This is a genomic window from Streptomyces sp. ADMS (genome assembly GCF_033441795.1).
Lineage (GTDB): Bacteria > Actinomycetota > Actinomycetes > Streptomycetales > Streptomycetaceae > Streptomyces.
In genome coordinates this window covers 37,984-48,507 of the sequence record NZ_JAVFVX010000062.1, presented here as the reverse complement: position 1 = coordinate 48,507, position 10,524 = coordinate 37,984, and the positions used below count along the sequence as shown (strand labels likewise).

The following is a 10,524-nucleotide window of genomic DNA, read 5'->3' as shown; positions in this document are numbered from 1 at the left end:
GATGAACCTCGACAAGTGCATCGGCTGCCACACCTGCTCGGTCACCTGCAAGCAGACGTGGACCAACCGCACCGGGGTCGAGTACGCCTGGTTCAACAACGTCGAGACCAAGCCCGGCGTCGGGTATCCCCGGCGCTACGAGGACCAGGAGCAGTGGAAGGGCGGCTGGATGCTCGACAAGCGCGGGCGTCTCGTCCTGCGCTCCGGCGGCCGGATCAAGAGGCTCCTGTCCCTGTTCTCCAACCCGGACCTGCCGTCCATCGAGGACTACTACGAGCCGGTCACCTACGACTACGACAACCTCGTCAGCGCCCCGGCGGGCAAGGACATGCCCGTGGCCCGCCCGCGCTCGGTGCTCACCGGCAAGCCCACGTCCATCACGTGGGGCGCCAACTGGGAGGACGGCCTGGGCGGTGCACCCGAGAACGCCGCCGGCGACCCCAACCTGACCGGCGAATGGGCGGAGAAGGTCAAGTTCGAGTTCGAGCAGACCTTCCTCTTCCACCTGCCCCGCCTGTGCGAACACTGCCTCAACCCGGCCTGCGTGTCGGCCTGCCCCTCGGGCGCGATGTACAAGCGGGTCGAGGACGGCATCGTGCTGGTCGACCAGGATCGCTGCCGGGGCTGGCGCATGTGCGTGACGGCATGCCCGTACAAGAAGGTGTACGTCAACCACGCCACCGGCAAGGCCGAGAAGTGCACCTTCTGCTTCCCGCGCATCGAGGCCGGCCAGCCCACCGTCTGCTCGGAGACCTGCGTCGGCCGCCTGCGCTACCTCGGGCTGCTGCTGTACGACGCCGACCGCGTCGGCGAGGCCGCGGCCACCCCCGACGAGAAGGACCTGCTCGACGCGCAGCGCGGCGTCTTCCTCGACCCGCACGACCCCGACGTGATCGCGGCGTCGCGGGAGGCCGGCATCCCGGAGGACTGGCTGGACGCGGCCCGCCGCTCCCCGGTCTACGACCTCGTGACGCGGTACAAGGTGGCGCTGCCGCTGCACCCGGAGTACCGGACGATGCCGATGGTCTGGTACGTACCCCCGCTCTCCCCCGTCCTGGACGCCGTCGACGCCGCGGGCGGAAACCAGGACGACCCCGACCACGTCTTCGCCGCCGTCACCCGGCTGCGCATCCCGCTGGAGTACCTGGCGGAGCTGTTCACCGCCGGGGACGCCGATGTGGTCGCCGGGGTGCTGATGAAGCTCACCGCCCTGCGCTCGTACATGCGTGAACGCACCCTCGGGGAGGACGGCGACGAGGCAGCGCTGAAGGCCGTCGGCCTCACCTCGCGCGAGGCGGAGGACTTGCACCGGCTTCTCGCCATCGCCAAATACCAGGACCGCTACGTCGTCCCGGCCGCCCACAAGGAGGATGCCGCCGCGCTCAGCGCGATGGAGAACCGCTGCCCGGTCGAATCGTCCGACGGCCCGGCGGACGCCGGTGGCCGACGAGTGATTCTCGGCATCCCCACCCTGCGCCGCCGTGCGCCCGAAGCCCCCGTCGGAGACCGTCCGTGAGCCCGCTGCCCTCCCCCAGTGCTAAACGCCTGGGGGGACCCCCATCCATTCCCGCCCTCGTCCGCACCCGCGTCCGCGCCGCTGTACGCCGCCCGGCCCGCCTCACACCCGAGGAGGCCGAGTCACGCACCCTGCTGCTGCGGCTGTGCTCACTGCTCCTGCAGTACCCGGACGCCGAACTCGCCGCCTGCCGAGCGGTGTTGACCGCGTCCATCGAGACGTTGCCGCCCTCGCCCGCCGCCGAGCACCTGGCCGACTTCACCACATGGTTCGCCGACCAGGAGCCGGAGGCACTGGAGCGCCACTACGTCGAGATGTTCGACCTGCGCCGCAAGAGCAGCCTCTACCTCACCTACTACCTGCACGGCGACACCCGCCGCCGGGGCATGGCCCTGCTCACTTTGAACCAGCGGTACAAGGCCGCGGGCTGGGACATCGACGGGGGTGAACTGCCCGACCACCTGCCGGTCGTGCTGGAGTTCGCCGCCCTGGCGGGCCCGGGTGGCGGCGAGGCCCCGCTGCGCCAGCACCGCCGCGGGCTGGAGCTGATCCACCGGGCGTTGGCCGACGCCGACTCGCCGTACCGGCACGTCCTGGCCGCGCTGCTCACCCTGCTGCCGCCGCCCACCGAGGCGGACCGCGCGGCGGTGGCCCAGCTCGTCGCCGAGGGCCCGCCGAACGAGGAGGTCGGCCTCGACCCCTACGGAACGTACGGGGAAGGGGAGTTCGCCCCTCCGGGCACGTTCGTGCCGCCGACGGCCGCTCCGCCGACCCGTGTGCCGCCCGCCGACCCGACCACCAGCCGTATGGAAGGCACCCGATGAACGCCGCATCCCTCTCCCCGTCGGCCGCCGCGGCGGCGAGCGGCACCGACCTCCTGCTGTGGGTCGCCGTCCCGTACGTCTGCCTCGCGGTATTCGTGGTCGGACACATCTGGCGCTACCGCCAGGACCAGTTCGGCTGGACCACGCACACCAGCCAGCTCCTCGAACACCGCTGGCTGCGCTGGGGCAGCCCGCTGTTCCACCTGGGTGCCTTCATGGTGATCGCCGGGCATGTCGTGGGACTCGCCATTCCGGACTCGTGGACCGAGGCCGTCGGCATCAGCGAGCACACATACCACACCACGGCCGTCTGGGCGGGCTCGGTGGCGGGCATCGCCATGGTCGCGGGCCTCGGCATGCTGTGCACCCGCCGGCTCCTGACCCGCAGGATCCGGCTCACCACCGACCGCAGCGACAAACTCCTCTTCCCCCTGCTGTCCGCCACCGTCGTGCTGGGCATCACCGCCACCGCCGCCCACAACGTCTTCGGCGCCGGCTACGACTACCGCTCCACCGTCTCCGTCTGGTTCCGCGGCCTGTTCGTCCTCCAGCCGCACCCGGAGGCGATCGGCGGCGCCCCGCTGCTCTTCCAACTGCACGCCCTGACCGCCTTCCTGCTCTTCGCCGCCTGGCCCTTCACCCGCCTCGTCCACGTGTGGAGCGCCCCGATCGGCTACCTGGCCCGCCCGTACCTCGTCTACCGCAGGCGGGCCACACCGGCGGCAGCCCCGACGTCCGCGGGCCGGACCCGGTCGGCCTCCGGCTCCCGGTGAGCCGCATGAGCCACGGACCCGCGCTCGCACCGGACGCCACGACCATCCGGCGCGCGAGCGCAGTGGGCGCGAGCCGCCGAACGGGCCTGGTGATGCTCCTCACCGGAACCGTCGGCTGGCTCGCCTCGTTCCAGCTCACCGTGGACGACTGGCGGCTCCTGCGCGACCCCGCCTACCAACCACCCTGCAATATCAGCCCCGTCGTGAGCTGCGGCAGCGTCATGTCCAGCCCGCAGGGCAGCCTGTTCGGCTTCCCCAACATGCTGCTCGGCCTGGGCGCCTTCGCCGCCGTGGCCGCCCTGGGCGTCGCCGTGCTCGCCGGGGCGCGCCTGCACCCGCGGCTATGGCTCGCGCTGGACGCCGGTGCACTGGTGGCGGTGGTGTTCGCGCACTGGCTGATCGCGCAGTCGCTCTACGAACTCAACAAGCTCTGCCCCTACTGCGCCGTCGTCTGGGTCGTGACCATCGCCCTGTTCTGGTACGTCACCCTGCACTGCCTGGAACGCGGCATCATCCCCGTGCCCAGCGGGGTGCTGGCGGTCGTGCGGGACACGCACTGGATGCTCCTCGGCGCCTGGTACGGCGTGATCGCACTCCTCGTCCTCACCCGCTTCTGGGCGTACTGGAGCAGCCTGCTGTAGCCGACGCCGCACTCCGCTCAAGCCGCTCGCAGGTCACACGGACGAGAGAACAACGATCAATCATGGACGACGTTCTGAAGGAATGGACGGCCGCTCTCAAGGCCGACCTGGGCATCGAGCTCGAGACAGGGGCCGCCCGTGGCAGCCCGCCGCTGGAGTGCCGAGGCGGTCAAGGCTGCGATCTCCGACCCGCAGGCCCGGCGGCTGCGGGACATGGAGGCCAGCGTGCACGGGCCGCGGGCCTTCGACATCGCCGACCGGCTGCGCCGGATGGGCTGGCAGCAGACCGAGCCCGCCGGCGAGGACGGCTTCGCAGCGGGCCAGCCGCGCCACGTTCTCCAAGTACCCTTCGCCGGAGGATACTTGGAGGACCTGCAGCGGAGCATCAACCAGCGATGGCGCCCCAACATCAAGAAGGCGGAGAAGGTCGGCGTCAAGGTCGTCCAGGGCGACTACGAGGACCTGCCCGCCTTCTACGACATCAATGTGGAGACCGCTGAACGGGGCCTGTTCATTCCCCGCCCGCTGGCCTACTTCCAACGGATGTGGACCGCGCTCGCCTCGCCCCGGCATGCGGACGTGGCCCTGGTGACCGGACCGGTGACCCGGAACATGGCCGAGCCGCTGCGCCGAACCGTCGCCGCGATGCCCCGAGCTGCGGCTGGTGGTCGCGGTCCGCGACTGCGCGATCAACTGCGGGGTTCGCCGGCGGGTACGGCGTCGAGGGCGCCGTCTCCGACGTCGTACCGGTTGATCCGGCCGTGCCCGGATGCCCGCCGAAGCCGGAGAAGATCGTCGCGGCGCTGCAGAGAGTGACCGGGCGGTGAGCGTGATCCCGGGTCATGGCCCGCAGCGCTTGCGCCGACTGTTCGGGCTCCTCGGCGGCGACGACCTGTCCGAGAGGGTGACGAAGGTCTCACGGGCGGCCTGAGCGGACAGTACGCCGACGTTGATGCGTCAGTCGAGGCCCAGCGGATCGAAGACGGGGGCGACCAGCCGGCCCAGATCGGCGGCATAAATGTGGTCGACGGTGTAGGCGAACACGGCGACGGCGTCGGTGGTGTCGACGCCGGCCGCGCGCAGCTGCGCGTCGTAGAGCGGCGCGCCCTACTGCGCGCCCACTGCGCGGATCTGATCCTGACCCCGGCCGCCGAGGGCATGCCCGGCGCGGTCGCCCGGGCCACCGAACTGGCCGAGCGCAACAGATGGTTCATGCCGCAGCAGTTCCGTAACCCGGCCAACCCCGACGCCCACCGCCGCACCACTGCCCAGGAGATCTGGCACGACACCGCCGGACAGGGCGACATCCTGGTGGCCGGTGCCGGCCAGGTACTCAAGGAGGAGAATCCCGACATCACCGTGGTGGCCGTAGAGTCGGCGGAGTCGGCCGTCCTGTCCGGCGACGCCCCCGGCCCGCACCGCATCCAGGGCCCCGGCGCCGGCTTCGTCCCCGATGTCCTCTGACACCGAGGTCTATCACACCGTGCAGCGCGTCTCCGCGCTCAGGCCCGCGCCGAGGCCCGCCGCCTGCCCGCACCGAGGGCATCCCCACCGGAGTCTCCGGCGGAGTAGCCCTCCACGCAGTCACCACCCTCGCCCGCTACCCACAGGCAAGGGCGCCCTGATCGTCGTCATCCTGCCGGGAGCGTTACCTCAGCACCGACCTGTTCCGCTACCAGTAGTGACAGGCCCACCGGCCCTTCAATCGGGACGTTCGGCCCCCGCGCCCCGTCACCTCTCCGGATTAGGTTTACCTAAGTAATACCGATGCAGGCAGAGAGCGAGGCACCATGACTCGCGGGAGGCCGTCCACGTCGGCGCCCGCCCCCTGACCCCCACCGCTTGGCGTGAACTCCTCGCCGACGAGGGCTTCACCGTCACCGCCCACAAGACCGCACCGATGGCACTGCTCGAACCACGCCGCCTCGTCGCCGACGAAGGACTGGTTTCCGCCCTGCGCATCGCCGGCCGTGCCCTGCGCAACCCGTCCGCACTGCGCCGAGTGCTGCACATGCGCCGCGACTTCCAACGCCACAGCGCCCACCTGGGCGCGATCAGCCTGCTCGCCGTCCCCACCCCGTCCCGGCCCTGAGGAGCTGTCCCAGATGACTGCCACCGTGATCACCGACCTGGCCGCCGAATTGACCGTGCCCGAGGACGGCACACTCAGCCGCGTCCTGTACCGCGACGACCGCCTGCGCGTCGTCGGCTTCGCCTTCGCCGCCGGCCAGGAACTGACCGAGCACACCTCCGCCCTCCCCGTGGTGATCCAGGTCGTCCAGGGCCGCCTCGACCTCGTCCTGGGTGACGAGAAGACCGAGGCGACGCCCGGGAGCTGGATCCACCTGCCCGCACGTCTGCCGCACACCGTGCGCGCCACCGAGCCCAGCGTCATGCTGCTGACCATGCTGCCCGCCCCCGAGCCGTCCGGATCCGGGGCGCCTTCCGCAGCATGACCGACGCCTGGCCGAGTGCCCTGCGCTGATCAGCGCACCAGCGCCGCTGCCACCATGGGCGGCAGTACGTCGCACAGGTCGGTGACCCGGACATGGCCGGCGTGGCGCTCGGTGAACTCCGCGACCGAGACGTCCAGGGAGCCGAAGGACTCCTCGAAGACGCGGCGCGCGTGCGGCGTGCGGTCCAGTGCCCAGGCCGCTGTCGCCCTGGAGGTCCGCAGGAAGCGGCCGGGCTCAGGTCCGACGACGAACAGCTCGGCGCGCCGGCCCGTGCCGTCGGCGGCAAGCATGACCAGGTCCTTGAACGTCTGCCGCTTGCGCATGGCGTCCGCGCCACGCCACCGCGCAAGTTTGAACTCCGCCACGCGCCGGTCCGTCTCCAGGTCGAAGGGCCGGCCCGGGTCGTTGCCGGCGGCCAGCGAAGGACGTACGGCGATCTCCTCCCCGTCCTCCAGGAGATGCGGCAGCGCCAGCACGATCCCGGCCGCGTGGATGAGGTCGTTCAGCCGGCCGAGGCTCTCACGCACGGTCAGCGCAGCCACCATCAGTTCAGGACTGATTCCCCGAGTGGCGGCCATGTCACCGATCTCCCTCGCCGGCCTTTCCGCCAGGTCCCGCTCCAGTGAGGTGATGGCCGCGGTCAACGGCTCAGCGCCCAGGAAGCCCGCCAACAGCGCCACGGCCTCACCCAGTTGAGGAGCATCCATGCCATCGCCCGCGTCGTCTGTCATGAACGGCATTGTGCCCGGCGGCGCTTCGGCAGCCGACCGGGCCCAGCCGGCCTTTCACAACGGGGCCGATCGGCCCTCGCAAGACGACCCCGTTGGTCTCTGCCTCCACCGGTCGCCGATCCGTCACCGTAACGGTGTGATGTTCAGGTGAGGTTCCCCCTGCACCTGGTGCACGCCTGGGACTGGCAGCGCTACGCCCTGCCGGAGCCTGACACGCGGCACACCGGTACTATCCGTCGACCGCAGGAACAGAGGCCCGCGGCTCCCTGCCGAACCGCAGAATCTCACGCCCGTCCCGCGGAAACGCGCCTGCTCGCCGCGTGCCCCCACCGAGGCGGATCACACCAGCTGAACCACACGCGGCGCACACAAGCGGCGTCGGACCCGTCGACGGCCGGAGAGCCACGTCTTCCTGCCCAGCCGGGGCCGGGGGCCTCGGTCACACGATGTCGAGGACATCTCTCACCGGGCGACGGGGGGTAGCCGGGCCCCGGGGGCCGTAGCCGAGTCGCAGCACCATCTGCACCTGGCCCGTGCCCAATCCGGGGTCGCGGGCCAGCAGGCGCAGCTCGCGGTCTTCCAGGGCATGAGAGGTCAGGGAGGTGGCCAGGTCGGCCAGGGTTGCCTCCAGCAGAACCCGTTCCAGGGCCTGTCCGGCGCGCAGCCAGTCGGCGGGTCCGTCACCGGGGGTGCTCAGCAGGGCCAGCTGCGGGGTGTGCTCGAAGGCGGTGCTGCCGCGGTCAGCCACCGGTCGGCGTCCGGTGAAGTCCCGTACAGGAGCCTTGCCGTCCCGTTTGCGCGGGCCGAAGGCGTACTCGGGGACGCCGTCGACGGCGGTGTCCGCCTCCGCCCCGAGCCGGGTCCAGCGGATGAGGTCCGCGCGGGCGCCGGAGTCCATGGCGTCGCGGCTCTCCGCATCGCGGACCAGGTCGAGCACGGTCTCGGCGTGCCAGGGGCCGGGGAAGAGGAGGACGGCCGACTCGCGCGCCGCCGCATCCTGCAAGGCGGCCTGGACGTCCTCAGGGATGTCCTTCTCGGCGAAGGGATGGCGGCTGGTGTGCCGCTGCCGGATCGCCTCATGCAGCCGCGCCAGGTCGTCCTCCCGCAAGCGTCGCTCGCCCGGGTCGGCCAGGTGGACGGCCGCGAGCAGCAGCGGATCCTGTGGCTCGGGCAGCAGCCGGATGCCGGGGGTGAGGTCCGTGTGCGCGGCGGCGACGCGCAGGTTGAACAGCGCCGCCCCGCAGCCGATGTGCAGCGCCCGGTTGCCGGGATCGGACCGGGGCATGGCCCGCGCGAGGTCGGCGCGCAGCAGCAGGAGACGCTCGTCGGCGACGTACTGGAAACGCCAGGGCTGCGCGTTGTGCATGGACGGAGCCGCCGTGGCCTCGGCCACGAGCATGGTCACCGTCTTCTCGTCGAGTTCGCGCGAAGCCATGGAATCCTCCTGTCCTGCCCCGCCGTGACGCGGGCCCCACCAGGTACCGCATCAGCGGGCCGGCCTACGACGACGGCCATCCGGCCCGCACCCGATGGGCCGATTCCAGTGTCTGCCCGGCGGCACCTCCGAGCACCCGGAATCCGCACACCGACGCGGCCATGACGGAACACGGTGCGCAGGGGCCTCAGTGTTGCGGCCGATCGCCCCTCTCGCCTCTGTACCCACAAACCGATGATGGAGTCAGGCGCGGACGCCGAAATCGATCTTCCCGGTTTCCACCATCCCGGCCATCCGGCCCCGCAGGTCGCGGCCCATCAGCCCGTCGAGCCTACCGATTAAAGGTGGACCGACGTGCGGGTTCTTGTCGCCGCTCAGCAGGTGCAGGCCGCTGGCTCACGCCTTCAGGTGAACTTCAACTGCGATAACGTTCATTCACCCGATGTTGGGGGTGTTGTAGGCAATTCTGACGGTCCTACAACGGAAGGCTTGCCCATGCGGCGTCGTGCTGTGATCGCCACTGCTCTGGTTTCCCTGTCCGCCATTGCCGTGTCCGCGGCTGTGGCTGCGGGACCGGTGGTGCCTGTTGCCGGGACGGTCACGTGGTGCTTGTCGTCTGCGGCTGCTGAGCATCTGGCGGCTGACGGGGTCGTGGTGTCGGCTGGTGCTCCGGCTGTGCTCGACTCTTCGGGGCCGGCCCCGTGCGTGCAGTGGCCGATGGAGGGCAAGATCAGTCTCGATCTGACTGAGGGGTCCTGGACTGCGGGTGGTGGCATGACCTTCACCAGGGTCTCGGACGGGCGCAGTCTGCGCTTCACCGGGGCGCACGGTAACTTGGCGCAACGGTCGATTTCGATGGATGCGGCTGTGGGAGATGAGGCAGCGAATCCGGTTGATCTCTCCACGTACGAGCTCGACATGACGAAGATGACAGTCACCATGCCGTCCCTGAACTCGCCTGGCTCGGTTGAGGGCAAGCCGTTCGACACGATGCTCACGCAGGACGGTGCGGCGGTGTTCTCCCGGGCGTTCGGTGCGTCGCCGGTTCCCACGGGGAGCAGCCTGGCCACGCTCGCGGGCCGTGTCGATGTGGTCCCGACGCTGGGCTGAGCTGCAATGTTGAGGGAATCTGACGTCGGCCTTCCCTGTCTTGGCCTCCCGGGTGATGTCCGGACTGAGAAGGCCGACGCCGCAGTGCTGGCGTGGGCGCGGGATTTGAGACTGGTGGTTGACGCTTTTGAGGAGAAGCGTCTGGTTGCCATGCGGCTGGGGGAATTCGCTGGCCTGACCGTGCCGGAGGCGAGCGTCTGCGACCTGGAACTGACGGCCCAGTGGGCTGCGTTCATCTGCCTGCTCGACGACCGGTTCGACCGCAGCCGGGTCGATGCCCACCCAGAGGAGGTCGCGGCGTTGTTCGACCGGCTGCTGGCCGTGACCACCGGCGGCGCGGCCGGACCGGGCAGCGGGATCGAGCAGGCCCTGGATGACCTGTGGCGGCGTACAGCTCCGCGGATGTCCACTCAGTGGCGGGAGCGGTTCGTTGCCGACTACCGCGACTTCGCCCTGGCCACGCGTGAAGAAGCCATCAGCCGTACAGACTCGGTCCGGCTGGGGCTCAGCGACTACATCCTGCGGCGCCGTAGGACTATTACCGCGTTGCCCATGGCGGACATCCTGGAGTGCACCGCCGGCGCGCCCTGGCCCGGGCTCCCCGGAGGGGAAGACCTCATGAGCGCGTTGCGGCTGGCTGCGGCTGATGTGGCCGGCTGGACCAATGACCTGGTCTCGGCCGAGGACGACCTGCGGGAGGACCGCGACAACCTGGTGACCGTGCTGGGCCGTGAACGCGGCTGCTCCCTGTCCTCTGCACGCGAGCAGGTCACCGGCATGCGAAATGACCGAGTCAGGGTTTTCCACGCCCTTGCCGCTTCATTGACCGCGCTGTCCGCTCCCGGAACTGAGCGGGACGGAGTGCAGCGTTACGTGGCGGCTCTCGGGTCCTTTGTCGCCGCGACGCTGCGCTGGCTCGGTGTCACCGATCGCTTCGACGCCCGTTGGTCGCTCGAGTGCCCCGGTCTATGTGACTGATCTCGTTCACTCCCACCCCTATCGGTTCGCATTCAACGTGTTTGCCGTGCCCAAGGACTG

12 protein-coding genes and 1 pseudogene are annotated in these 10,524 nt (G+C 70.4%); 11 read left to right on the top strand and 2 right to left on the bottom strand.

The features are described from left to right. The first annotated feature begins 1 nt into the window (after nucleotide 1). The 9 genes and pseudogenes from narH (at nucleotide 2) to RB628_RS25210 (ending at nucleotide 6,210) form a co-directional block, all read left to right on the top strand. Nucleotides 2–1,516, top strand: coding sequence for a nitrate reductase subunit beta (gene narH / locus RB628_RS25250; RefSeq protein WP_318322811.1), 1,515 nt, complete (start codon nucleotides 2–4; stop codon nucleotides 1,514–1,516). Next, nucleotides 1,513–2,340: a nitrate reductase molybdenum cofactor assembly chaperone gene (narJ, locus tag RB628_RS25245; protein WP_318322810.1), complete on the top strand. Its 828-nt coding sequence runs from the start codon at nucleotides 1,513–1,515 to the stop codon at nucleotides 2,338–2,340. Before narH ends, narJ begins: the two co-directional genes overlap by 4 nt. Further along, nucleotides 2,337–3,113, top strand: coding sequence for a respiratory nitrate reductase subunit gamma (gene narI / locus RB628_RS25240; RefSeq protein WP_318322809.1), 777 nt, complete (start codon nucleotides 2,337–2,339; stop codon nucleotides 3,111–3,113). Before narJ ends, narI begins: the two co-directional genes overlap by 4 nt. Nucleotides 3,114–3,118: 5 nt before the next feature. Continuing rightward, a complete protein-coding gene (locus RB628_RS25235; RefSeq protein WP_318322808.1) occupies nucleotides 3,119–3,754 on the top strand; it encodes a vitamin K epoxide reductase family protein in 636 nt (211 codons plus the stop codon). A 111-nt stretch (nucleotides 3,755–3,865) separates the two neighbouring features. Then, nucleotides 3,866–4,318, top strand: a pseudogene (locus tag RB628_RS25230) (peptidoglycan bridge formation glycyltransferase FemA/FemB family protein); the annotation flags it as partial. Beyond that, complete coding sequence (locus RB628_RS25225; protein ID WP_318322807.1) at nucleotides 4,300–4,581, top strand: hypothetical protein; 282 nt, start codon at nucleotides 4,300–4,302, stop codon at nucleotides 4,579–4,581. The pseudogene RB628_RS25230 and the gene RB628_RS25225, both read left to right, overlap by 19 nt. Nucleotides 4,582–4,774: 193 nt before the next feature. Then, nucleotides 4,775–5,218, top strand: coding sequence for a pyridoxal-phosphate dependent enzyme (locus tag RB628_RS25220; protein WP_318322806.1), 444 nt, complete (start codon nucleotides 4,775–4,777; stop codon nucleotides 5,216–5,218). A 436-nt stretch (nucleotides 5,219–5,654) separates the two neighbouring features. Next, nucleotides 5,655–5,846, top strand: coding sequence for a hypothetical protein (locus tag RB628_RS25215; RefSeq protein ID WP_318322805.1), 192 nt, complete (start codon nucleotides 5,655–5,657; stop codon nucleotides 5,844–5,846). 13 nt (nucleotides 5,847–5,859) lie between these two features. Beyond that, nucleotides 5,860–6,210: a cupin domain-containing protein gene (locus RB628_RS25210; protein ID WP_318322804.1), complete on the top strand. Its 351-nt coding sequence runs from the start codon at nucleotides 5,860–5,862 to the stop codon at nucleotides 6,208–6,210. Nucleotides 6,211–6,239: 29 nt separating this feature from the next. Here RB628_RS25210 and RB628_RS25205 read toward each other — a convergent pair whose 3' ends face one another. Both RB628_RS25205 and RB628_RS25200 read right to left on the bottom strand, forming a co-directional pair. Next, nucleotides 6,240–6,941: a PE-PGRS family protein gene (locus tag RB628_RS25205; protein WP_318322803.1), complete on the bottom strand. Its 702-nt coding sequence runs from the start codon at nucleotides 6,939–6,941 to the stop codon at nucleotides 6,240–6,242. A gap of 439 nt (nucleotides 6,942–7,380) precedes the next feature. After that, a complete protein-coding gene (locus RB628_RS25200) occupies nucleotides 7,381–8,376 on the bottom strand; it encodes an Acg family FMN-binding oxidoreductase (RefSeq protein WP_318322802.1) in 996 nt (331 codons plus the stop codon). Between the two features lie 717 nt (nucleotides 8,377–9,093). Here RB628_RS25200 and RB628_RS25195 point away from each other — a divergent pair. Beyond that, complete coding sequence (locus RB628_RS25195; protein ID WP_318322801.1) at nucleotides 9,094–9,486, top strand: hypothetical protein; 393 nt, start codon at nucleotides 9,094–9,096, stop codon at nucleotides 9,484–9,486. Between the two features lie 84 nt (nucleotides 9,487–9,570). Beyond that, nucleotides 9,571–10,464, top strand: coding sequence for a terpene synthase family protein (locus tag RB628_RS25190; protein ID WP_318322800.1), 894 nt, complete (start codon nucleotides 9,571–9,573; stop codon nucleotides 10,462–10,464). Nucleotides 10,465–10,524: the final 60 nt, after the last annotated feature.